25 protein-coding genes are annotated in these 22,751 nt (G+C 65.0%); 9 read left to right on the forward strand and 16 right to left on the reverse strand.

The window, feature by feature from the left end; all coding sequences use genetic code 11:
* Window position 1 precedes the first annotated feature (1 nt).
* Entirely contained in the window at window positions 2-544 is a 543-nt protein-coding gene (locus WDB71_RS06405; protein WP_341503810.1) for a hypothetical protein, read from the forward strand.
* Window positions 545-616: 72 nt separating this feature from the next.
* Here the strand turns inward: WDB71_RS06405 and pcaF are convergent, their stop codons facing one another.
* The 5 genes from pcaF to WDB71_RS06430 are packed head-to-tail and all read right to left on the reverse strand — an operon-like array spanning window position 617 to window position 6,189.
* On the reverse strand, window positions 617-1,819 hold the full coding sequence (gene pcaF, locus WDB71_RS06410; protein ID WP_341503811.1) for a 3-oxoadipyl-CoA thiolase: 1,203 nt from the start codon (window positions 1,817-1,819) through the stop codon (window positions 617-619).
* Window positions 1,816-3,150 carry an aspartate aminotransferase family protein gene (locus tag WDB71_RS06415; protein WP_341503812.1) on the reverse strand — a complete coding sequence of 445 codons (1,335 nt, stop codon included), beginning with the start codon at window positions 3,148-3,150 and terminating at the stop codon, window positions 1,816-1,818. Before WDB71_RS06415 ends, pcaF begins: the two co-directional genes overlap by 4 nt.
* On the reverse strand, window positions 3,137-3,814 hold the full coding sequence (locus WDB71_RS06420; protein WP_341503813.1) for a 3-oxoacid CoA-transferase subunit B: 678 nt from the start codon (window positions 3,812-3,814) through the stop codon (window positions 3,137-3,139). The genes WDB71_RS06415 and WDB71_RS06420 overlap by 14 nt, the downstream gene beginning before the upstream one ends.
* Window positions 3,811-4,521 (reverse strand): 3-oxoacid CoA-transferase subunit A, encoded by a 711-nt coding sequence (locus WDB71_RS06425; protein WP_341503814.1) that lies wholly within the window; start codon window positions 4,519-4,521, stop codon window positions 3,811-3,813. Before WDB71_RS06425 ends, WDB71_RS06420 begins: the two co-directional genes overlap by 4 nt.
* 54 nt (window positions 4,522-4,575) lie before the next feature.
* A complete protein-coding gene (locus WDB71_RS06430) occupies window positions 4,576-6,189 on the reverse strand; it encodes a hypothetical protein (protein ID WP_341503815.1) in 1,614 nt (537 codons plus the stop codon).
* 173 nt (window positions 6,190-6,362) lie between these two features.
* Between WDB71_RS06430 and WDB71_RS06435 the strand changes: the two genes are divergently transcribed.
* The 3 genes from WDB71_RS06435 (at window position 6,363) to WDB71_RS06445 (ending at window position 8,718) form a co-directional block, all read left to right on the forward strand.
* The gene (locus tag WDB71_RS06435) at window positions 6,363-7,211 is read left to right on the forward strand and encodes a LysR family transcriptional regulator (protein ID WP_341503816.1); all 849 of its coding nucleotides are present in this window, start codon (window positions 6,363-6,365) and stop codon (window positions 7,209-7,211) included.
* A gap of 309 nt (window positions 7,212-7,520) precedes the next feature.
* Window positions 7,521-8,126 (forward strand): DNA-3-methyladenine glycosylase I, encoded by a 606-nt coding sequence (locus WDB71_RS06440; RefSeq protein WP_341503817.1) that lies wholly within the window; start codon window positions 7,521-7,523, stop codon window positions 8,124-8,126.
* A gap of 124 nt (window positions 8,127-8,250) precedes the next feature.
* Window positions 8,251-8,718 (forward strand): hypothetical protein, encoded by a 468-nt coding sequence (locus WDB71_RS06445; RefSeq protein WP_341503818.1) that lies wholly within the window; start codon window positions 8,251-8,253, stop codon window positions 8,716-8,718.
* Window positions 8,719-8,745: 27 nt separating this feature from the next.
* On the opposite strand, the gene WDB71_RS06450 is transcribed toward WDB71_RS06445, so the two are convergent.
* The 10 genes from WDB71_RS06450 to WDB71_RS06495 form a co-directional block, all read right to left on the reverse strand.
* A complete protein-coding gene (locus WDB71_RS06450) occupies window positions 8,746-9,186 on the reverse strand; it encodes a RimK/LysX family protein (RefSeq protein WP_341503819.1) in 441 nt (146 codons plus the stop codon).
* Between the two features lie 17 nt (window positions 9,187-9,203).
* Window positions 9,204-10,118, reverse strand: coding sequence for a 30S ribosomal protein S6--L-glutamate ligase (gene rimK / locus WDB71_RS06455; protein WP_341503820.1), 915 nt, complete (start codon window positions 10,116-10,118; stop codon window positions 9,204-9,206).
* Between the two features lie 13 nt (window positions 10,119-10,131).
* A complete protein-coding gene (locus tag WDB71_RS06460) occupies window positions 10,132-11,448 on the reverse strand; it encodes a magnesium transporter (RefSeq protein WP_341503821.1) in 1,317 nt (438 codons plus the stop codon).
* Between the two features lie 13 nt (window positions 11,449-11,461).
* Window positions 11,462-12,259 (reverse strand): hypothetical protein, encoded by a 798-nt coding sequence (locus WDB71_RS06465; protein ID WP_341503822.1) that lies wholly within the window; start codon window positions 12,257-12,259, stop codon window positions 11,462-11,464.
* Window positions 12,246-13,052, reverse strand: coding sequence for a hypothetical protein (locus WDB71_RS06470; protein WP_341503823.1), 807 nt, complete (start codon window positions 13,050-13,052; stop codon window positions 12,246-12,248). Before WDB71_RS06470 ends, WDB71_RS06465 begins: the two co-directional genes overlap by 14 nt.
* Window positions 13,053-13,166: 114 nt before the next feature.
* Window positions 13,167-14,048: a PhzF family phenazine biosynthesis protein gene (locus WDB71_RS06475; RefSeq protein ID WP_341503824.1), complete on the reverse strand. Its 882-nt coding sequence runs from the start codon at window positions 14,046-14,048 to the stop codon at window positions 13,167-13,169.
* Window positions 14,049-14,090: 42 nt separating this feature from the next.
* A complete protein-coding gene (locus tag WDB71_RS06480) occupies window positions 14,091-15,329 on the reverse strand; it encodes an ABC transporter permease (protein WP_341503825.1) in 1,239 nt (412 codons plus the stop codon).
* On the reverse strand, window positions 15,322-16,038 hold the full coding sequence (locus WDB71_RS06485) for an ABC transporter ATP-binding protein (protein WP_341503826.1): 717 nt from the start codon (window positions 16,036-16,038) through the stop codon (window positions 15,322-15,324). Before WDB71_RS06485 ends, WDB71_RS06480 begins: the two co-directional genes overlap by 8 nt.
* Entirely contained in the window at window positions 16,016-17,164 is a 1,149-nt protein-coding gene (locus tag WDB71_RS06490) for an efflux RND transporter periplasmic adaptor subunit (RefSeq protein WP_341503827.1), read from the reverse strand. Before WDB71_RS06490 ends, WDB71_RS06485 begins: the two co-directional genes overlap by 23 nt.
* A 2-nt stretch (window positions 17,165-17,166) precedes the next feature.
* Window positions 17,167-17,877 carry a YIP1 family protein gene (locus tag WDB71_RS06495; RefSeq protein ID WP_341503828.1) on the reverse strand — a complete coding sequence of 237 codons (711 nt, stop codon included), beginning with the start codon at window positions 17,875-17,877 and terminating at the stop codon, window positions 17,167-17,169.
* A 212-nt stretch (window positions 17,878-18,089) separates the two neighbouring features.
* Here WDB71_RS06495 and WDB71_RS06500 point away from each other — a divergent pair, with 212 nt between their 5' ends.
* From WDB71_RS06500 to WDB71_RS06515, 4 genes are all read left to right on the forward strand, one after another.
* Window positions 18,090-18,293, forward strand: coding sequence for a helix-turn-helix transcriptional regulator (locus WDB71_RS06500; protein ID WP_341503829.1), 204 nt, complete (start codon window positions 18,090-18,092; stop codon window positions 18,291-18,293).
* Window positions 18,290-19,081, forward strand: a complete 792-nt coding sequence (locus tag WDB71_RS06505; protein WP_341503830.1) for an ATP-binding cassette domain-containing protein — start codon at window positions 18,290-18,292, stop codon at window positions 19,079-19,081. The genes WDB71_RS06500 and WDB71_RS06505 overlap by 4 nt, the downstream gene beginning before the upstream one ends.
* Window positions 19,081-20,268 carry an ABC transporter permease gene (locus WDB71_RS06510; RefSeq protein WP_341503831.1) on the forward strand — a complete coding sequence of 396 codons (1,188 nt, stop codon included), beginning with the start codon at window positions 19,081-19,083 and terminating at the stop codon, window positions 20,266-20,268. The genes WDB71_RS06505 and WDB71_RS06510 overlap by 1 nt, the downstream gene beginning before the upstream one ends.
* Window positions 20,269-20,403: 135 nt before the next feature.
* Entirely contained in the window at window positions 20,404-20,862 is a 459-nt protein-coding gene (locus WDB71_RS06515; protein WP_341503832.1) for a hypothetical protein, read from the forward strand.
* A gap of 2 nt (window positions 20,863-20,864) precedes the next feature.
* On the opposite strand, the gene WDB71_RS06520 is transcribed toward WDB71_RS06515, so the two are convergent.
* Window positions 20,865-21,377, reverse strand: a complete 513-nt coding sequence (locus tag WDB71_RS06520) for a SulA-like leucine-rich domain-containing protein (RefSeq protein WP_341503833.1) — start codon at window positions 21,375-21,377, stop codon at window positions 20,865-20,867.
* Between the two features lie 486 nt (window positions 21,378-21,863).
* Here WDB71_RS06520 and WDB71_RS06525 point away from each other — a divergent pair, with 486 nt between their 5' ends.
* Window positions 21,864-22,736 (forward strand): hypothetical protein, encoded by an 873-nt coding sequence (locus tag WDB71_RS06525; protein WP_341503834.1) that lies wholly within the window; start codon window positions 21,864-21,866, stop codon window positions 22,734-22,736.
* The last annotated feature ends 15 nt before the right edge of the window (window positions 22,737-22,751 follow it).

A 22,751-nucleotide genomic window follows, 5' to 3' on the forward strand; every position in this document is an offset into this window, starting at 1 on the left:
CATGAAAGCATTGGGATTATTGCTGGTGACCGTCTGCTTCCTGGTCGGCGCCTTCCTGACCTCGCTGGACCCCAGGACCCTGGCCTGGAGCGGCTTCCTGCCGCTGCTGCTGGTGGGCATGATTGGCGTCTACCTCATCAAGCGTGCCGAGCACCTGGAGGCCCGTCACGAGGGGGTGATGGAGGATAACCTCAAGGTGCTGCGCGAGAGCCTGGAAAACCTGGTGGCGGAGCTGGACACCCTGGTGGCCAAAAAGGACGACATTCCCGTCTACGAGGCCAGGTTCGAGATAGACCACAGGCTCAGGAACGACCTGCGCGCCTTCGCCGAGGCCCGCTACACCCTGGCCCACCGCTACAGCCTGGCGGCCTTCGCCGAGGTGATGAGCCCCTTCGCCGCCGGCGAGCGCTACGTGAACCGGGTCTGGTCCGCCTCCGCCGACGGCTATATCGACGAGGTGCACCAGTACCTGGACAAGGCCAAGGGCCAATTCCACGAGGCATTGGATGCGCTGAGTCGCTGGCGCAGCGGCGAAGCGCTGTAAAGGCGCCCCGAGCAGCAAAAGGGCCGGTATCAGACCGGCCCTTTTTTCATCTTGCAAACGGCGTCTATGGACTCAGAGCCGCTCTATGACCAGGGCGATGCCCTGACCGACGCCGATGCACATGGTGCACAGGGCAAAGCGCTGCCGGTTGCGCTGCAGCTGGCGCAGCGCCGAGGTGACCAGGCGGGCGCCGCTCATGCCAAGGGGATGGCCCAGGGCGATGGCGCCGCCCTGGGGGTTGATCCTGGGGTCGTCGTCCTCCAGGCCCAGCTCGCGGATGCAGGCCAGGGCCTGGGCGGCGAAGGCCTCGTTCAGCTCGATGATGTCCATGTCTGCCAGGTCCAGGCCAAGGCGGGCCAGCAGCTTCCTGGTGGCCGGTACCGGTCCCAGGCCCATGGTCCTGGGCGCCACCCCGGCCACGGCCATGCCCAGCACCCTGGCCACCGGCGTCAGGCCCTGACGCTCGGCGCCTGCTGCCGAAGCCAGCAGCAGGGCGGCGGCGCCATCGTTGATGCCGGAGGCGTTGCCGGCGGTGATGGTGCCACGGTCATGGACTATGGGTTTGAGGCTCGCCAGCTTGTCCAGGGTGGTGGCCCTGGGGTGTTCATCCTGGTCGAACAGCACCGGCTCGCCCCGTCGCTGGGGCACGGCGACCGGCACTATCTCCTCGGCCAGGAAGCCGGCCTCCTGGGCGGCGGCGGCCTTTTGCTGGCTGCGACAGGCAAAGCTGTCCTGATCCTGCCTGCTGATCCCCAGCTCCTCGGCCAGGTTTTCCGCCGTCCTCGGCATGGTGTCGGTGCCATGGGCCGCCTGCAGCGCCGGATTGACGAAGCGCCAGCCCATGGTGGTGTCGAACAGCTCGGCGCCGCGGGCGAAGGGAGTCTCGGCCTTGGCCATCACCAGCGGGGCCCGGGTCATGCTCTCGGCGCCGCCGGCGACGACGATCTCGGCCTCGCCGCTTAGGATGGCCTGGGCGGCGCTGCCGACGGCGTTGAGGCCGGAGCCGCACAGCCGGTTCAGGGTCAGGCCCGGCACTTCCTGGGGCAGGCCGGCCAAGAGGGCGGCCATGCGGGCGATGTTGCGGTTGTCCTCGCCGGCCTGGTTGGCGCAGCCGAGGATCACGTCGTCGATGTGGCCGGGATCCAGCCCCGGGTTGCGGGCCAGCAGTGCCTTGAGCGGCAGGGCCGCCAGATCGTCGGCGCGGACGCCGGCCAGACTGCCGCCGTAGCGGCCCACAGGGGTGCGGATGGCATCGCAGATAAAGACGTCTTTCATGATTTCTCCTTTGCCAGTGACGGGATCTCGGCCAGCACCTGCCGCAGGCCGGCCTCCAGCACCTCGGCCAGGGTCAGGATCTCCTGTTCGGTCATGGCCGTGGACAGCATGGCCGAGCAGGTGTTGATCAGCATCAGGCCGTGCTCGAAGGCGTGGTCCAGCAGCAGTTTGATGCCCCTGGCCTCGTCCTCGCCGGCAAAGGCCTCGCGGTAGTTGCCGGGTGGGCTGTCCTTCAGGTGCAGCCGCAGCATGGAGCCGGCGCCGGTGACGCAGGCCCGGATCCCGACCCGGTCGATGGCGTCGCCGAGCTTTTGCCGGGCCAGCTCGCCAAGGGCATTGAGCCGTGCGACCGCGTCCCGGTCGAAGAGGCTCATGGCGGCCAGGCCGGCGGTCAGGCTGATCGGATTGGCGGAGAAGGTGCCGGAATGGGGCAGCAGCACCCTGGGCCGGCTGGGATCCAGCACCGCCATGACGTCGGCGCGGCCGGCGAAGGCGCCGACCGGGAAGCCGCCGCCGATGATCTTGCCCATGGCGGTGAGATCCGGCGCCACCTTGTATCTTTGCTGGGCGCCGCCGTAGCCGATGCGGAAGGTGATCACCTCGTCGAACAGCAGCAGGGCGTCGTTGTCCCGGGTCCACTGGTACAGGGCCTCCACGAAGGCGTCGGAGGCCGGCACCATGCCGACCCGGTGCGACACCGGATCCAGCAGTATGGCGGCCAGCTCCCCCTTGTGGCGGTCGAGGATGGCCCTGGCCCTGGCCACGTCGTTGTAGGGGATGACCACCACGTCATCCAGGGCCCCCTGGGGCGTGCCCGCCGCCACCGGCACGCTCAGCGGCTTGTCCCGGTCTCCCCAGGTGGTGGGGGAGGCGGTCTGGCTCACCTCGGCGTAGTCGTAGGCGCCGTGGTAGGCCCCTTCGACCTTGGCTATCTTCGCCTTGCCGGTGTAGGCCCGGGCCGCCTTGACCATGGCCATGACCGCCTCGGTGCCGGAATTGACGAAGCGCAGCTGCTCGAAGCCCGGCACGCGGCTGCACAGCAGCTCCGCGTAGGCCACCTCCACTTCCGTGGCCAGGGTAAAGGCGCTGCCCTTGTGCAGCTGGGCGATGACGGCCTCGGTGATCTGGGGATGGGCGTGGCCGTGGATCAGCGAGGCCATGTTGTTGGCGAAGTCGATGCGGGTCACCCCGTCGATGTCGGTGACGCGGCAGCCACTGCCGTGGTCCGCATAGGCCGGGTGGGGCAGGCGGAAGATGGTGTTGCGGCTGACGCCGCCCGGCAGGACCCGCTGCGCCCGCTCAAAGAGGGCGGCGCTCTTAGCGTGCGTCATGGTGCTTACCTCGGGCGTCGAAGACGGGGGCGCCGGTGCGCTCGGCCACCTGCTCGAAGGTGATGCCAGGGGCCAGCTCCAGCAGCTCGAAACCCCGGTCGCTGATTGCGATGACCGCCAGGTCGGTGTAGATGCGCCCGACCACGGCCCGGCCGGTCAGCGGATAGCTGCAATGGGCCACCAGCTTGGGGCTGCCGTCTTTGGTGCAGTGCTGGGTGATGACGAAGATGGTCTTGACCCCGGACACCAGATCCATGGCGCCGCCCACGGCGGGAATGGCGTCGGCGGTGCCGGTGGACCAGTTGGCCAGATCGCCGTTCTGGGCCACCTGCATGGCGCCCAGCACGCAGACGTCGATATGCTGGCCGCGGATCATGGCGAAGCTGTCGGCATGGTGGAAGTAGGCGGCGCCGGGGAGGGCGGTCACCGGTTTCTTGCCGGCGTTGATAAGCTCGGGATCCTCCTGGCCGGGGGCCGGCGCCGGGCCCATGCCCAGCAGGCCGTTTTCGGTGTGGTAGATGAATTCCCGGCCCTCGGGCACATGGTGGGCCACCAGCTCCGGTATGCCGATGCCGAGGTTGACGTAGGCGCCGTCGGGAATGTCACGGGCGGCCCGCTGGGCCATCTGGTCGCGGCTCCAGCCGCTTGGGGCTGTGTTGGTCATGGGTAGGATCTCCCTTCGGCCACCAGTACGGATCCCTGCAGCGGCTCGGCGATGGTGACGATGCGGTCGACGAAGATGCCCGGGGTGACCACCTGCTCGGGATCCATGTCACCCGCTTCCACTATTTCGGAGGTCTGCACCAGGGTCCTGCGGGCGGCCATGGCCATGATCGGCGCGAAGTTGCGGGCCGTCTTGTTGTAGCTGAGGTTGCCGTAACGGTCGGCCCGCTGGCACTTGATCAGGGCGAAATCGGCGGTCAGGGCCGGCTCCAGCACGAATTCCCGGCCGCCGAAGTGGCGGTGCTCCTTGCCGTCGGCCAGGGGGGTGCCCACGGAGGTGGCGGTGTAAAAGGCCGGGATGCCGGCGCCGCCGGCGCGGATCCGTTCGGCCAGGGTGCCCTGGGGCACCAGCTCCAGCGCTATCTTGCCGGCCCGGTACAGATCCGGGAAGACGGTGGAATTGGCGGTGCGGGGGAAGGAGCAGATCATCTTGCCCACCTGGCCGTTCTCGATCAGTGCCGCCAGGCCGACGTGGCCGCTGCCGGTGTTGTTGTTGACCACGGTGAGGTTTTTGGCGCCCTGGTCGATCAGGGCGTGGATCAGTTCGATGGGGCTGCCGGCCTCGCCGAAACCGCCGATCATCACGGTGGCGCCATCGAAGATGTCGGCCACCGCCTCGGCGGCGGAGGCTATCTGTTTATCAATCATGAGGGTAACAAACTCATCAAGGGGCCCCCGCATCAGGCGGGGGCAATGGGTTTCTCAAGCCAGCTGGCGCTGCAGGGCGGCGGCCAGATCCTGTTCGATCTGTGCCAATTCGTCCTCGAAAAAGTATTTTTCGGTATCGAACGGCGTCAAAAAGTCGACCTTGTTTTCCTGCTCGTCGTACTTGGCGTGGAAGACCCTGTCCATCCACTGCATGTTGCGGGCCTCGGTGAACCTCAGGGCGAAGCATTTCTCGCCGTTGATGATGGAGGTGCCGAGTATGGCCAGCTTGCCGGCGGAGATGGTCATGGAGATGTGCCGCGACGGCCGGTTGATGGACGACAGCGAGCGGTAGATGCGGTTGAAGATCTGCTCCACCGCCGCCAGGGGCGCGGTGTAATAGTGGTGCTCGCCGGTGGGGCGGGCGCAGTACATGGAGTGGAAGCCGATGCTCAGCATGCCGAGGATCTCCGCCAGGTCGATCCAGTTCCGGGCCGATTTTTCGATGTCCACCCGGCCGCTGTCGTCCTCGAACAGGCTGATATGGTTCATGATCGGGCTCTGGCTGCGGATCACCACGCCGTGGTTCTGCAGGCGGCGGATGGCGGCAATGGTGCTGGGGTTGAGCAGTTCGCGGGGGGTGGAGAAGTGCGCCATCCAGGCCAGCTGGATGCCGTTGTCGCGCAGGATGTCGAACAGCGCCAGCATGTCGTCGTACTTGTCGCTGAGGATCATCTCCGGCAGGAAGGTCAGGGCGCGGGTGGCCAGGCGCACGTTCTTCACGTGCAGCAGGTCGGGATCGGTGATCAGGGGCATCACGTATTGCCTGAGCCGGCTGGCCGGCATGTAGCCGCCGTCACCGCCGGTGATCAGCAGGTCGGTCACCTCGGTGTGACGGCGCAGGTAGTCGTGGATCTGCTGGATGTCCTTCTGGATGAACATGTCTTCGTCGCCCCTGACCTGGGCGTGGCGGAAGCAGTAGGTACAGAAGGAGAAGCAGTTCTGGGTGGTCTTGTCGAAGATCAGCTGGCATTGCGGGTATTTGTGCTGGCTGCCGTCGAGGAATTCCACCTCGCCTTCGTCGTTGACGAACCAGGGCTTGTTGAGCTGTTGGTTGCCGTCGTGGGGGTTGGTCTTTTCCATGTAATCGACGGCGACCTGGGTCCGGGCAGCAGCGGTGTCGGCGCTCAGGTAGGCATTGGTGGTTTCCTCGTTGATCATGCCCGGCTGCGGGAAGATCAGCTGGAACACGGAGTCTTGCTGGTAGTTGTCCCAGTTGATGCTGTTCAGGGAATGGCGGGTGGCCAGGAAGCGGTAGACCTCGACGAACAGCTCCCGTTCGGCGATGTCGGTCAGCTCGATGCCGTTGTCCCTGAGCACGGCGCAGACCTCGCGAAAGCCGGACAGGCCGGTGTAATGCTCCTTGTCGTTGAACAGGAAGGGCCGGGTTTCCAGGAAACCGGCGTGCTGGGGATAGGCGGCCTGCAGGCGGCTCAATACCCCGGTCGGCAGCAGGTTTTCCGAGCGGATGATATCCCGCATCTCCTGGCCGTAGCCGTAGCGGTCCAGGATCCTTTCGAGGTCGCCGTCATCGACCACCAGGTAGTTTTTTTGCTTCTCGGCGGGAATGGTCTTGACGGCGATGGATTGATTCGACTCGGCAGTGCTCATGTTGCGTATCCGTTTTTGGAATAAATACGCACTGACCTTAGTCCCGGCCGTGAAAGGGGAGAAATACTAAATTTTTATGCCGCCCATAGGTCCAGGCTATAGCTTGCGTTGGATCAATATGGCAAGCGAATGGGCCGCTAAGCTGAAGGCGTTTTTCAGTGGATCCAGCCCCTATGGAATTAAGAGCCCTGAGGTATTTCCAGGCCGTCTACGAGGCGCGCAGTGTCAGCGCCGCGGCGCGGGCCTGCTTTGTTTCCCAGCCCTCCATCACCGCCGCCATACTGCAGCTGGAATCCACCCTGGGCACCCGGCTTTTCGTCCGCCACGCCAGGGGGGTGTTGCCGACCGAGGCCGCCGACAGGCTCTATCCCAGGGCCAAGAAGATGGGCGACCAGGCCCAGCGCATCCTCGACATGTTCAACGAGGGGCCCACGCCGGTGTCGCTGCGACTGGGGCTGATGCGCTCCCTGGGCGCCCAGCGCATGAGCGGCCTGCTCAAGCAGCTCCACAGGCGCATCGATAACCTGGAGGTGACCCTGGTGGATCCCCAGGAGCCCTGCGATGCCCGCATCGTCCTGGCCGAGACCAAGGCCAGGCATGAGCAGTTTGTCTCCATCTGGCGCGACAGCTACCAACTGGCGCTTCCGAAGGACTGGTCCCAGGCCGGCCAGGCCAGCATCAGGCTCACCGAGCTCGACCAGATGCCCTTCGTCAACCGCAGCCCCTGCGCCGTCCTGGAGCAGTTGAAGCTGGTGCTGAAACAGGCCGGCCTGGCCATCCAGCCCAGGGCCAACATCCGCACCATAGAGTACGCCTGGCAACTGGTCAGCGCCGGCATAGGGGCCGCGCTGCTGCCCGACTGGCCGGAGATCCGCAAGGCCGAGGAGCTGGTGCTGCGGCCCATAAAGGGGGTAAGGCTGCAGACCGACATCGGCCTGGCCTACAAGGACGGCGGCGCCGATCCCGAACTGCTCCAGGCGGTCAGGGCGGTGTGCGAGCAGGAGGGCGGCCATGGCGACTAGGGCCGGAACGGCACGAAAAGCCTGTATCTCACCGAAAACAACAAGATTTGCTGCGATCTTGCGGGCATGTTGCGTCGTTGCTATCTTGGGTGACGGCGCGGGCAAGGAACAGGCCCGCAGCCAGGGCATAGCGACCCTGGCCAATGCCTTTATCGGGAACGAGGTGGTCCGCCAGAACGACTGGCTGGTGGCCCGGATCCGGTGAAGGAATGACGAAACGACAAGGAGAATGGCGATGTTCGTGGTGTTGCTGAGGTTTTCAACCAACAGGGAAGAGGCCGGCCGAACCGAGGTGCAAGGAGAATAACCATGACCAACAACTTCGTAGGCCCGGATGCGCGTCCCCGCTGCCGTTGGTGCGGGGACGCGCCCGAATTCCTCGAGTACCACGATCGGGAATGGGGTTTCCCGGTCGCAGACGACAACCGCCTCTTCGAGAAGCTGTGCCTGGAAGGCTTCCAGTCCGGCCTGAGCTGGCGGACCATACTGGCCAAGCGGGAAAACTTTCGGGCCGCCTTCGCCCAATTCGATATCGACAAGGTCGCGCTCTTCAGCGAGCGGGATGTGGAGCGCCTGCTCCAGGATGCGGGCATAGTGCGCCATCGTGGCAAGATAGAGGCGGTGATCAACAACGCCAGGCGCGCCTTGGAGCTCAGGGAACAGGAAGGCTCCCTGGCCGCCTTTTTCTGGGGCTTCGAACCCAGGGCCGAGGCACTGGCAGAACCCCAGACGGTGTCGAGTTCGCCCGCGTCCGTGGCCCTGTCCAAGGCCCTGAAGAAGCGGGGCTGGAAGTTCGTGGGCCCGACCACCGTCTATGCCTTCATGCAGGCCATGGGACTGGTTAACGACCATGTGGCGGACTGCGTCACCAGGAGCCGGGTGGAGCAGGCCAGGGCGAGCTTTAAACGCCCTTAGCCCTGGCAAGGGCTGGCCTGCCGCTACTGGTTTTGGGTTACCATCTGCTCGGCCAGCAGGCACATCACCACGGGGCGCTGGCAACGGGCTGTCGTATGGAAAAAAGCAGTAAGGGAACTTGATTGTGCTGATTAGCATCCCGGGACGGGAAAGCATCGAAATTAACAACGTGATCTTGGATTTCAACGGCACCATCGCCATCGACGGCAAATTGATTGCCGGCGTTGCCGACAAGATCAATGCGCTGTCCAAGTCCCTGCGTTTTTATGTGGTGACCGCGGACACCTACGGCACCGCCGAGCGCGAGCTGGCGGGGGTCGACTGCCAGGTAGTCAACCTGTCGACATCGCAGCGCTATGGAACAAAGTCCGATGTGCTGTCCGCCCTGGGCAAAAACGAGACGCTCTGTGTGGGCAATGGCTTTAATGACCGTGAGATCCTGAAAGACTGCGCCCTGGGAGTGGCCCTGTTGCAGGCCGAAGGCCTGTGTGTCGATGCCCTGCTGGCGGCGGATCTGGTCTGTCAATCCATTATCGATGTGTTGTCCTGCCTCGAACAGCCCAACAGGATCAGGGCCAGCCTGCGCGCTTGATGGCCGCTGCGGCGCCGGCGGCCGCCCCTATTCCGTATCGGGCTTGAGCAGGTACTTCTGCTCCGGGTCGACGATAAGGCGGCCCACCATGGCCTCCCGGCCCAGCAGCATCAGGTAGGTCATCTCGGATCTGTCGGTCAGGGTCAGCTGTATGGTCCAGCACTGGCCGGCCATGCACAGCTCGGTGAGGATCACATAGCGTTTCTGGCGGGTGGCGTTGGAACTCTTGACCTGGCGCACCGAGTGCACCTTGGCCTCCCGGCGCACGATGCGTTCGACGTTGTGGATGTCGGGGTGGATGTCGAAGCTGACCCAGAGGTCGCCCTGGCGGCTGAACTCCTCGAGGTTGTCCACGTGCAGGGACGAGGTCTGGGCGCCGGTGTCCACCCGTACATGCAGATCGGTGATGGTCAGCTGGGGCAGATCGCACAGCTCCAGGGCGCCGACCAGGCGCTTGTCGTTGTTCACAAAATCATCCTCGATGTTCAGCCTCTACCTTTGAGCCTGTTGGGCCCTTTTAGCATATCTTTTTCCAGGTAGTCGATAAGGGTGCCGGCCACGTCCTTGCCGGTGGCCCCTTCGATGCCCTCCAGGCCGGGGGAGGAATTGACCTCCAGCACCAGGGCGCCGTGGGCGGAGCGTATGATGTCCACCCCGGCCACGGTCAGGCCTATGACCCTGGCGGCCTTGACCGCCAGGGCCCGTTCCTCCGGCCGCAGCCGGATCAGCTGGGCCTGGCCGCCCCGGTGCAGGTTGGAGCGGAACTCGCCGGGCTGGGCGGTGCGCTGCATGGCGGCGATGACCTTTTCCCCCACCACGAAACAACGGATGTCGGAGCCGCCGGCCTCCTTGATGAATTCCTGGACCAGGAAGTTGGCCTTGAGGCCGCGAAAGGCATTGATGATGGTCTCCGCCGCCTTGCGGGTCTCGGCCAGCACCACCCCTTCGCCATGGGTGCTCTCGATGAGCTTGACGATCAGCGGCGCGCCGCCCACCGCCTCGATGAGATCGCCGGTGGCGTTGGCCAGGTGGGCATAGGCGGTCACCGGCTGGCCGACGCCCTTCCTGGCCAGCAGCTGGTGGGCCCTGAGCTTGTCCCGGGAGCGGGTGATGGCGGTGGACTCGTTGGCGCAATAGACGTTGGCCACCTCGAACTGGCGCAGCACGGCGCAGCCATAGGGGGTGATGCTGGCGCCGATGCGGGGGATCACCGCATCGAACTGCAGCTTGATGGCATCGCCCTTGTCCTTGAAGAAGACGCTGGGCTGGTTGGCGGTGATGTCCATGTAGCACTTGAGCGCATCCACCACCTGTACCTCGTGGCCTCTTGCCTTGGCGGCCTCCACCAGGCGGCGGGTGGAATAGAGGCGGGCGTTGCGTGACAGTATGCCGATCTTCATCTTGGACTCCGGCTCAGGGTGACAGCATCCCCGACAGCAGGGTCGCCACCCCCAGGAAGGAGAGGAAGCCGGCGATGTCGGTGACGGTGGTGAGGACGATGGACGAGGACTGGGCCGGATCCTGGCCCAGGCGCTTGAGCATCACCGGCACCAGGGCGCCCGCCGAGCCGGCCACCACCAGCGAGATCACCATGGAGATGGCGATGATCAGGCTCAGTCCCAGGGACTGGCTCCACACGAAGACGCCCAGGGCACAGGTCAGGGCGATGGCGATGCCGTTGAGCAGGCCTGTGCTCATCTCCTTGAACAGCACCTGGCGCCAGTGCCTGGGGGTGATCTCCCTGAGGGTCAGGCCGCGCATGGTCACCGCCAGGGCCTGGGCGCCGGCGTTGCCGGACTGGCCGGCCGCCACCGGCAGCAGTATGGCCAGGGCGGTGAACTGGGCGATGATGCCCTCGAAGGCGCCGACCACGGCCGCGGCGGCGAAGGCGGTGAGCAGGTTGATCTGCAGCCAGGGCAGGCGCTTGCGCACCGCGAACAGGCTGGGCGACAGGGCCCGCTCCTCGCGGCTGGCGCCGACCATGGTCTGGATGTCGGTGACCAGATCCTCCTTGACCACCTGGAACAGGTTGTCCCTGGTAATGGCCCCCAGCAGCCGGCCGTGCACGTCCAGGACAGGCACCCGCTCCGCCTTGACCGAGCCCAGCTGCTTGAGGATGTCCTCCTTGGGATCCAGGGCCTGGGCGGTGACGCGGATCTCCTCCATCAGCTCGCCAAGGGGGGTGTCGGGCTCGGCCAGCAGCAACTGCTTGGCGTCCAGGTGGCCCAGCAGCAGCTGGTTCTCGTCCACCACATAGAGGTTCTCGGCCCGGCTTTCGCCCCTGGCCCTGAGCTGGGTGACCAGCTCGCCGACGCTGAGCCCGGCCTCGAAGGTCTGCACCCTGGGGGTCATCAGCCGGCCGGCGGTATCGGCGGGGTAGGCCATCAGCTCCTGCAGCTCACCGGCCTGGCTGGCGGGCAGGGCCTCCAGCAGGGCCTGCCTGTCCTGCTCCTGCAGCCGGCTCAGCAGCGCCGCCGCCAGGGCCGGATCCAGCCGTGTCAGCAACTGGCAGGCCCTGTCCCGGGCCAGTGCCACCAGCAGGGCCACGGCGGCGCCCTGGCCCAGGTAAGGCCAGATCAGCACGGTGGCATGGGGCGGTTGGCTTTCCAGTACCCCGGCGGCCACCGGCGGCGTCAGCCGCTCCAGGGCCCGGGCCGCCTTGCGAGGGTGGTCGGTAAGAAAGCTCAGGTTGAGCTGCTGTATGGCCGAGTCCAGGGGGGCTATGGTCATCTTCGGCTCCCGGTCAGTGGCTGACGAAGGTTCTGGCCAGGGCCAGCAGGCTTTGGCCATAGGCGCGGCCAAGCTGCGCCAGCCAGGGGGATCTTTGCTGGCCGGTCGCTGTGCCCAGGCCCAGGGCCTTGAGCAGCTCGTGGTGGTGGAGCTGGCCGATCAGGTGGCCGCGGCTGCCGTACAGGGGCAGGCAGTCGTGGTCCTGCCAGAGCGGGCTGGCCATGGCGGTGTTGAGGGGGGTCCTGGCACTGAGGCCGGCCGGCGGTGGCGACATCAGCGCCTGCAGCGGCCGCTCCGGTGCCTGGCCCAGCAGCTGGCCGGGGGCGAGGATGCCCCGGAGGCGGTGCTGGCGGTCGCACAGGTAGAGGCGGTCGGCACTGGGCTGGCTTTCAAGGGCTGCCAGGGCCTGGGCTACCTGCTGATCCGCCATGACGACGGCCAGCTCGCTGTCCATCCAGGCGCCGACGCTGTCCGGCTCGTATTGCAGCAGCAACTGGCAGGCGGCCTTGCGGCGGCTCGACAGCAGCGCCAGCAGCCCCTGGCGCTTGGGCAGCTGGCGCAGCAGCGCCACCAGCTCGGTGGTGCTCAGCTGATGAAGATAAAGCGCCTTGAGGTCGTCCGGCAGCAGAACCAGCAGCCGGGCGGCAGGGCCATGTTGCATCAGCGCCAGCACACGGGCTCCCTCCCGGACCGGGCAGTGGCAGAGGAAGGCGCAGCTCTGGCCGGGCTCCAGGGCCTCCAGGCGGCGTGCCGCGGCCTGGGGTTCGCTCTTGAGGAAGGCCAGCGCCAGCTCCAGATCATCCAGGCCCATCGGTGTTCTCCTCCTGGCCGGGCAGCCGGCAGCACTGGCTCAGGAACAGCTTGCCCGGCAGGGTGAGCCGGCCCTGCTCGGTTTCCAGCACCACGCAGGTGGCGGTGAACTCGATGATGAGGCCGTCCCCCTCGGCCAGGGCCAGCCGCTCGCCGATGCGGCAATGCTGGCGCAGCTGCTGCATGCCGATGACGCTGGCCACCAGATCCCGGGCGCCCAGGCCAAAGGCCAGGGCGGCGCCGGCCAGCAATACGCCAAGCAGCAGCAACAAGAGGTCGGTGAGGAAGTGGATATTGATGCCGAGCTGCTCGACGCCGATCACCAGCGCCAGGAAGAACACACCGAGCTGGCTCAGCCGCGCCAGCAGCTCCCGGTTGGCCAGCCGGCCGGCCAGGGCGGAGTCCAGGATCAGGGAGCGGGTGGCGCCCCCCAGTAGGTAGCCAAGGGCCATGATCAGCAGGCCGGTGATCAGCACCGGCAGGTAGCGCAGCAGTTGATCCAGCCAGTCCGAGAAGAGGGTGAACTCCATGATTTGGGCGGCGGCGGTCAGGAAGAACAGCATCACCAGCCAGAACACCAGCCGGCCGACGAAGGGCGCATAGGCCCTGCGCAGGGGCCCGTCGGCGCCGGACAGGCTGGGCAGGGTGCGGCGCAGGAAGGCCAGCAGCAGGCTGACGCCGGAGCGGCTCAGCCGGGCCAGCACCAGGGCCAACAGCCAGCCCAGCAGCAACAGCAGCAGCACCGTCAGCAGGCGCGGCGCCAGGGCGGCCAACTGCTCAAAGGTGTCGGCCACTGTCTGTGACCACGGTGTTTTTGTCTCGGCCATGGGGCCCCCGAGTCGAGCCAGCCGAAGCTAAGGGGTTGCTCCGGCTGTGTTTTCTACCCTGGGGCTTAGTATAGGCCGTGCTCAGGGCAGCAGCGCGAGGCGCCCGGCCATGACGGTCACGGCACTGCCGCCGACCTTGACGCCGCTGATGGCCTGGCGCTGGCCCAGCACCTCCACCTGGGCCTGGCCGGGGCGGCCCAGCCAATGGCCCTGCTGGGCGGTGAAGGCCGGCTTGTCCAGCTCGCCATGGTGCCAGAGGTAGCAGGCCATGGCGCCGGTGGCCGAGCCGGTGAAGGGATCCTCCGTGGGGTCGGGATCCAGGGCGAAGTGGCGGGCAAAGGTCTGGCCCTTTTCATTGATGCCCCGGGGCACGAACAGGTGGATGCTGAAGAAGTCGCCCCTGTCCCAGAGCGCCTGGTAGGCAGCCTGGTTGAGGCTGGCCCGCTCCAGGGCGGCCAGGGACTTGACCGGCACCATCAGCAGCGGCGTACCGGTGCTGACGGTCTGTACCGGCAGGTCGGCGCGGATGTCGTCCTCGTTGAGGCCGACGACGGTGGCCACGTCCGGGACCGGGTAGTCCCGGCCCCACTTGGGCGCCAGCTGGGTCATGGTGATCAGTGGCTGGTCGCCCCGGCTGACCTCGATGTCCAGGGTGCCGGCCCGCAGGGCCAGGGTAAAACGGCGCTGGCCGGCGTCGAGACGGCCGGTGCTGAGCAGGGCGTGGAAGACCGCCACCGTGGGGTGGCCGGCCATGGGGATCTCCTCGCCCGGGGTGAAGTAACGGGCCTGGACATGGTTGCCATCCACCTTCTGGATGAAGGCGCTTTCCGACTGGTTCATCTCCTGGGCGATGCGCTGCATCTGGCTCTCGCTGAGGTTGCCGGCATCGAAGAAGACGGCGCAGGGGTTGCCGCTATAGGCGCGGGTGGTGAAGGCGTCCACCAACAGCATTTCCAGGGACACAAGACTCTCCTTGATAAAAAGCCCGGCAGAGCCGGGCCTTTGCTATTCGTAACGCAGGGCTTCTATGGGGTGGAGATTGGCCGCCTTGAAGGCGGGCAGGATCCCGAACAGCACCCCGACCCCAACGGAAAAGGCCAGCGACAGCGCCACCGCCCAGACAGGCACGGTGGCGGCGGGCAGGCTGGGCAGCATGAGGCTGACAAAGAGCGCCACCCCGTAGCCCAGGGCCAAGCCGATGAGCCCGCCCAGCAGGCACAGCATTACCGCTTCGCTGAGGAACTGCAACAGTATGTTGCCCCGGGTGGCCCCCAGGGCCTTGAGGATGCCGATCTCCCGGGTGCGCTCGGTGACCGACACCAGCATGATGTTCATGATGCCGATGCCGCCCACCAGCAGCGAGATCCCCACCACCCCGGCGGCCACCGCCGTGGTGGTGCTGGTGATGGCGCCGACCGTGTCCTGGAGCTGCTTGGCGGTGCGCAGGCTGAAGTCGTCGCGGTCGTCTTCCTTGAGGTCGTGCAGGCGCCTGAGCAGGCTGGCGATGCGCTCCTTGACCCTGTCCATCTCGGCCATGTCGTCCACCAGCAGGCTGATGCTCATGCCCGCCTCCCGGTTGGCGCCCAGCAGGGCCCGGGCGGTGGAGTAGGGCAGCAGCACATAGTCGTCCTGATCCAGGCCGAACAGATCGCCGCGCCTTTCCATGACACCGATGATCTTGAACCATTCGCTGCCCAGCTGCAGGTACTGGCCCACCGGCTCGCCCTTGATGTCCAGGCTTTCCACCACCGAGGCGCCCAGCACCGCCACCCGGCGCCGGCTCTGCTCGTCGGCACGGGTGAAGAAGCGGCCCAGCTCAGGGTACACGGAATAGAGATCCTGGTAGGAATAGCCGGTGCCTATCACCCGGGAGATGGCCTTGCGGCCCTGGTAGCTCAGGGAGGAGGCGCGGCCGGTGACCATGATGGTGGCGGTGACCTGGCTCACCCCTTCTATCTCGTAGCGGATGGCTTGGTAGTCCCGCTCGGTGAGCCGGGAGAAGCGGCCGGCCAGCTGCGCCTTGAGGGGGGTGTCGGGCTGCACCGTCAGCACATTGGTGCCCATGCCCTCGAACTGGCTGTTGATGGAGGCGGACAGCCCCTGGACTATGGCCACCACGGCGATGACCGAGGCCACGCCGATGACGATGCCGAGGGCGGTCAGCACCGAACGCATGCCGTGGGCGCGGATGGCCTTGAGGGCCGCGCGCTGGCTTTCCATGAAACCGACAAGGAGGCTAGACACAGGCAAGATCCCCCATGGCGCTGTCGGCGGTGATCCGGCCGTCCTTGACCCGGATCACCCGCTGGCAGTGGTCGGCGATCTCCTGTTCGTGGGTCACCACTATGATGGTCTGGCCGCTGTCGTGCAGCTCGTCGAACAGGGCCATGATCTCGGTTGTGGTGTGGGAGTCCAGGTTGCCGGTGGGTTCGTCGGCCAGGAGGATGGCCGGCCTGGTGACCAGGGCCCGGGCAATGGCCACCCGCTGGCGCTGGCCGCCGGAAAGCTGGTTGGGCCTGTGCTGGGCCTTGTCGGCCAGGCCTACCTTGTCCAGGGCCTCCAGGGCCATGGCCTTGCGCGCCCTGGGGGCGATGCCGCGGTAGACCAGGGGCTGGGCCACGTTGTCCAGGGCCGAGGCCCGGGGCAGCAGGTTGAAGCTCTGGAAGATGAAGCCGATCTGGCGGTTGCGCACTCCGGCCAGGGCATTGGCATCCAGGGCGGCCACGTTCTCGCCGCCCAGCCAGTACTGGCCGGCCGTGGGCACGTCCAGGCAGCCGAGGATGTTGAGCAGGGTGGACTTGCCGGAGCCGGACGGCCCTATGATGGCCAGGTAGTCGTTGGGGGCGATGTCGAGATCGATGCCGTCCAGGGCCCAGAAGGTCTCGGTGCCCATGGTGAAGGCCTTGGTCACCCCCTTGAGGCTGAGCAGGCTAGTCGCCTTTGACGCGGACATGGTCGCCCTCCGCCAGGCCCTTGAGGGTCCGGGCCGGTCCCCGTACCACGGCCATGCCGGCCTGGATGCCGTCCTGGATCTGCTGCAGGGTGTCGTCGGACAGGCCCAGCTTGACGCGTTGCTTGGCCACGGCGCCGTCCTGGATGCGCATCACATAGGGCTGTTCGTCCGGGTCGTAGAGCACCGATTCGATGGGCACCACCAGGGCGTTCTCGGCGGTCTCGGTGAAGATCTCGGCGCGGCAGCTCATGCCGGGACGGATGGCGAAGCCCTTGAGGTCGGACAGCAGGATCTTCACCGTGAAGCTCTGGCCCTGGCGGCCCTTGGCCTGGCGGGCCGTGGTGGCGATGGACTGCACCTTGCCCTCCAGGGGCTCGTCCGGGAAGGCGATGGCGAAGATGTTGGCGCTCTGGCCCTCGGCCACCTGGGCGATGTCGGCCTCGTCCACTTCCACCTCGGTGAGGATGGCGGAGGGATCGGCCAACGTCATCAGGCTGGAGCCGATGACGTTGGTGGTGCCCTGGATCACCGTCTCGCCGACCTTGATGTCCACGGCGGTGATGACGCCGTCCATGGGGGCGATGAAGCGGGTCTTGGTGAGCCGCTCCTGGGCCTTGTTGAGGGCCGCCTCGGCCTGGATCAGCGCCTGCTCGCGGGCGCGCAGGTCGATGCGGGCCAGGGTCAGCTCCGACTTGGCGGCCTCGAAGGCGTCGGTGTCCAGCAGGCCCTTGTCGTAGAGCTGGATCTTGCGGTCCACCTGGGCGGCAAGGGTGTCGATGTAGGTCTTCTGGCGTTCGATGGCGATGCGGCTCTGGCGCACATAGGCCTGGCGTTCGTCCACCTCGGCCTGGAAGGCCTGGGGATCCAGGGTCAGCAGCAGCTGGCCCTTGCTGACCGCCTGACCTTCCTCCACCAGCACGGCATCCACGGTGCCGGTGACCTCGGAGCGCAGCTGCACCTGCTCGCGGTAGGCCAGCTGGCCTGAGGCCAGCACCGAGCGCTTGAGGTCCTGGACCATGGCCTCGGCAGTGGTCACCGTCACGCCGCGCTCGCCGCGGCCGGCCTTGGCGTAGAGGATGGCGCCGAAGCCTGCCAGGATCAGGGTGAAAATCAGGAGTTTACGCATGATCAGTTACTCAGGAGCAGGATCAGGGCCCAGACGCCATAGATGACCACCGAGGGCAGGGCGGCGATGACCCAGGCCCGGGCGGCGTCGATGCGGGTCCAGGCCTGGATGCCGACGGCGGCCAGGAAGATGGACCAGAAGGTCATGGGGCTGAAGCTCTCGGCCAGGGTGTACCAGGTCGAGCCGAACTCCAGATCCAGCAGCAGGTTGTTCAGGGACAAGAGGTTCAGATCCAGCATGCCCGGCATGGGGTCGGCCACCAGCACATAGGCAAACAGCAGTAGGGCAGCCAGCACATTGGGGAAGTAGATCCAGCAGGAGAAGCCGAACCAGTCGCCATAGCCGTGGGTGTTTTCCGGGTCCATCTTGGTGGCCAGCATCAGCCACAGGGCGGTGAAGGCGAAGATCAGCAGGTACATGACCAGGGGGTTGATGACGCTGGTAGCCATCATGGAGGTCTTGGTCAGGAATTTCTCCATGGCTTCGCGCTCATTGGGGCTGACCTCGGCGGCGACCACGTCCAGGTACTGGGCCTTCATGATGTCGAAGTCGACCAGGTTGAAGTACAGCATCATGGCGCCTGCCGTCAGGCCGATCAGCAGCAGCAGCGGCAGCCAGGACCAGCCCTTGTGCTCGTCCACGCCCCTGAGTGCGGCGCCGGGGGAAACGAAGATGTCGGTCAGGGCCGACCATACCGATGATGAGCTTTGCATTCCTTTTATCTCCTTTGATCATCGCAACCCCGTGGGGAGAGGGGGCCCTGGGTTGACAAGTTTACTTGACAGTCGCAGTCTTTCAGCACTAGCTTGTGCTGTCAAGGACCTTTTACAGTGCTGAAACAAGTGTTAACAAATGGCCGTAAGATAGCCCGCCATATTATGTCAGACTGCCCTGGACGCTGCCATGGTCGTTAGAGGCTTGGACCTTGGATAACAGGGTCAAGGAATTCAGGGAGGCCAGGGGCTGGTCCCAGGGCAAGCTGGGCGAAGCGCTGGGGGTGTCGCGTCAGACCGTCAACTCCATCGAGAACGGTCGCTACGATCCCAGCCTGCCCCTGGCCTTCAAGCTGGCGAAGCTGTTCGGCTGCGCCATAGAGGATATGTTTAGTTACCAAGAGGAAAAGCCATGATCGCAGTGGAAAAGCTGGCCAAGCGTTTTGCGGTGCCGGATCCCAAGAAACTGGCGGAAAACGAGCGCAAGGATCCGCGTCTGAAGGGGCGCTTCTTCCATTCCGTCGAAGACGTTTCCTTTAGCTGCAACAAGGGTGAGGTGCTGGGCCTGCTGGGGCCCAATGGTGCCGGCAAGACCACCACGCTGCGCATGCTGTCATCGGCGCTGACCCCGAGCAGCGGCAGCATCAACGTCAACGGCATCGACGTGGTCAAGGATCCGGAGCTGGCCAGGGTCAAGATCGGCTTCCTGTCCGCCAGCACCGGCCTCTATGGCCGCCTGTCGGCCAGGGAAAACGTGGCCTATTTCGGGCAGATGCACGGCCTGGAAGGCGAGGCCCTGGAGGCGCGCCTGGCCCAGCTGTTCGAGCTGCTGGACATGACCAGTTTCCTTGACCGCCGCGCCGAGCAGATGTCTTCGGGCATGAAGCAGCGCACCTCCATCGCCCGGGCCCTGGTGCACAACCCCGAGGTGGTGATCCTCGACGAGCCTACCACCGGCCTGGACATCATGGCCACGGAAACCGTCATGGACGTGGTCAAGCACCTCAAGGAGCAGGGCACGCCGGTGATCTTCTCCACCCACCATTTGGACGAGGTGGCCCAGCTGTGCGACAGGGTCGCCGTCATCGACAAGGGCCGTACCGTCTTTGCCGACAGCCTCCAGGTCTTCCGGGGCCTTGGCGGCGATCTGCGCCAGTCGCTGCTGAGCCTGATCGAGGGACAACAGAAGAGGGAGGCCGCCTGATGTGGACCATCTTTAGAAAGGAACTCCAGGAGCTGATCCGGGACAAGAAGACCCTGTTCTTCGCCATTGCCATGCCCTTCATCATGGTGCCGCTGTTCTTCGGGATCGGCCTCTTTGCCGCCAAGCAGGTAGAAAACGCCAAGAACGAAGAGCTGAAGGTGGCCGTGAACAGGGCGCTGCCCCAGGTCGTCGAGGCCATAGAGGCGGCGGAAAACCTGACCCTGGTGACGGGCCTCGATCTCAGCGACATCAAGGCGGTGATCCGGGACGAGCAGGCCGATGCCGTACTGGTCATTCCCGAGGATTTCGAGCAGGCCAGGGCCGGACTTCGGCAGAGCCAGTGGCAGGTGCATTTCAACGATTCCTCCGCGGTCAACATGGTGTTGAGCCGCATCGAAAAGTCCCTCAAGCCGATGACGGACGGCCTCAAGGATGAATATGCGGCGACCCTGGAGATAGACGAAGGGGCCCGTGTGGCCCTGATGGAGCCGGTGTCCCTGGAAAAGGTCTCGGTGGCCGATGAAAGGGAGAGCCTGGGTGACACCCTGGGCCGCTTCCTGCCTTACCTGCTGTTTTTCTCCTGCCTGATGGGAGCCATGTACCCGGCCATTGACCTGGGCGCCGGCGAGAAGGAGCGAGGCACCCTTGAGACCCTGCTGCTCTCGCCCATGCCCAGGACCCAACTGGTGCTGGGTAAATTCATGATCGTATTCATGTCGGCCCTGGTGGCGGCGCTGATCTCGGTGACCAGCCTGGCCGTCTGGGGCCTGGTGCTGGGCCAGCAGCTGGCCATAGAGGCGCTGATCAAGATCATCGGCACCATAGGCCTGGTCGATATCCTGTTCGTCATGGCCATGCTGGTGCCCATAGCGGCCATCTTCGGTGCCCTGATGCTGAGCCTGTCCATCTACGCCCGCAGCTACAAGGAGGCCCAGAACTACATGGGCCTGCTGCAGCTGCCGCTGATCCTGCCGGTGATGTTGACCATGTTCCCCGGCGTGGAGCTGACGGCGCAATGGGCCCTGGTGCCCCTGACCAATGTTGCCCTGGCCATCAAGGACATCATCAAGGGCACCATCGACTACTCGGCCCTGTGGTTGATCCTGGGGTCGACCCTGGTGCTGGCGGGGGCCTTGATCAGCTTCTGCGTCTACTGGTTCCGGCAGGAAAAGGTCCTGTTCCGTTAAGCAGCAAAGGGTCGGTTCGCCGGCCCTTTTGCTTGCTTGGGGCGATCTCGCACAGAGGCTGACAGCAAATGGACATTGTTGACCGTCATCCCCTGGGCCAAGATAGGGCGGTCACATGGAATGGTGGATTTGGCTATGGAACAGCAGATCGCGTTGAACCCTATGGTTCCCCCCCAGCCGCTGGCGGTACCCAAGATGCGGCTCTTTTCACCCATGCAGATGGCCCTTTGCGCCTTTATCGGCGGTCCATTGGGCGCCTGCTGGCTGATGGCCCAGAACTTCGGTGCCCTGGGCTATTTCACCCTCAAGAGCAGGGCCAGAACCTGGGCCCTGATCTCCACCCTGCTGGTGGCGGCAGCGTCGCTCTTTCTGCGTCTGGAGCTGCCCGGCCCCTGGCTGGCGGCCATCTATACGCTGTCGGTGGCCTGGTGCGCCAACCATTATCAGGGTGAGGCCTATGCCGAGCATCAGCTGGCCGGTGGTGAAACCCAGAATTGGGTCTGGGTCATACTGATCAGCCTGGTGTCCGCCGCCGTCACCCTGGCGGTGTTCTCCCTGCTGTTCTTTGTCACTCCCTATCAATGGTGGGGCTAAGTCTAATGGGGCCAGGGGCCCTTGAGGATAAGGCCGGCACCCTGTTCCTGGCTGGGCTCCGCCGCCCGGGCATGCCTGGGTAGCGGTACCCTGACCGCGCGGATCTGCTGGAAGATGACGGGTTCGGGGGCGGGTTGCCCAGTCTTGAACAGCAGCGCCTGGCTCCCCCCCTTGCTTGCCGCCTTGCGGAGCAACTGCAGCTGGGCGCGACCGAAGCGCCCTCTCCATGACAGCACGGCGCTGAAATTGCCGTTGGCCAGGGCCTTGGCCAGGGTGTGCAGGGCATTTTTCACCCTGGTGCCGTGCACTACCAGGACCCGTGCCGGATCCACACCCCAGGCCAACCACTGGTCCCGGCTGGGAACCGCCGGCGGCGCCAACATCAGTATCCAGCGCCTTTCCTGGCTCAGCTCCCGCAATCTGGGCAGCAATTGTTGCCACTGTTCGGTTTGACCAGGCTCCAGCTGCTGTAGGCAGGCCTGCTGTGCTGCGGTTGCGAGATGGCGGGCTTCCATGGGCGTCTCCGTAACTGTCTGTGTATACAGTGGTGTATGCGCATACAGTAGTTTGGTTTTTATCGCTTGGCAAGGGTTTTGTGCAAAAGTTGTCCACGCCAGGTTGCGCCAAAGGGAACTTGTCACGGCCATCCCCGGCCGCCTTTGCTCTCGACGGCCTTTGGAGCCGATCTTTCACATCGATGGCCAGGGTGTGAAAAGGAGCGGTAGCAGTCCTTGGCCGGGAGAAGGAAAAAGCTGCCCGATGCGGCCCGTATCACCTTGGCAAGCTCGGCCAGGAATGGGCATTTCAAAAAGCCCTTAAAAAGCCTTTGCTTTGGTTATTTTGCTGTCGGTAGATAGGCTGGTGTTTACAGGTGGCCAGCGGTTGAACAGTTTGCCGGCGGCTGTCTGAAAGCTGAATGGATCCCAGTGGCGATAGTAAATGTCATATTCAGGGTGTATTTTGCACCCGCTTTTTTCAGTCGTGCTTTCAAGGAAGAAAAAGTGAAGAGAAAGACATACCCCTTTCTGGCGGCCATGACCGCAGCGACTTTTTTTCAGGCTCAGGCTGAACTCACCATAGTGCAGGTGGGGCAGTCGCCTTTCGATGGCGAGACCAAGGTGGTGACCCATGTGGGGCAGGACCGGATCCGCATCGATGTTAAAAACGACATTGAAAACTACACCTACATCTACCTGCTGCGTGATCGCTGGCAGAGCATCGATCATAACCAGAAGCTCATCTACACGCTGAAATATGATGACAGCATCCATGGGATGCGGACGGCCTTTGCCAAGAAACACCAGGACATGCTCGAGGCGCTGGCGCAGTTACCGGATCCCAAGTTGCGCCAGGAGATAGGGGACTATGTCGGTGAGCAGGCGGATCATATTCCCTCATCTTATGGCGACGAATTCGAGTCCAACGGCACGGTGCGCTACGTCGATACCGGGGAAAGCAAAAAAGTCGGCCCCTGGCAGGCCAGGAAGTACCAGGCCGTCGATTACGAATACCCCGAAGAGCCACTGCAACTGGCCACCTATTTTACGGTGCCCCTGGAGGGGGTGATCCGGCAGCAGGCCGAGCGCAAGCGGCTGCTGGCCATGGTCGAGCACCTGGATCATGCCCCTTCCCATTATCTTGATGCCTTCAGCCGCCAGAGCCTGCTGGTGGCCAGCTCAGCCAAGTTGTTGCAGGGCATGGGTGTTGCCGTGGCCAGTCACCTGGAAGAGGAAAGCCTTGAGATCACGCTCAAGTCCGTCTCCGACAAGGCGCTGGATCCGCTTCTCTTCAAGGCTCCATCTGGCTATCGGGTCGTCGACATGGCCGGCTCAGCCCAGGCCATGATGGACGAATATGGTAAATCAAGTCACTGAACCGCTTTGCAGCAG

The organism is Gallaecimonas sp. GXIMD4217 (assembly GCF_038087665.1).
In the GTDB taxonomy this organism is placed as follows: Bacteria; Pseudomonadota; Gammaproteobacteria; order Enterobacterales; family Gallaecimonadaceae; genus Gallaecimonas.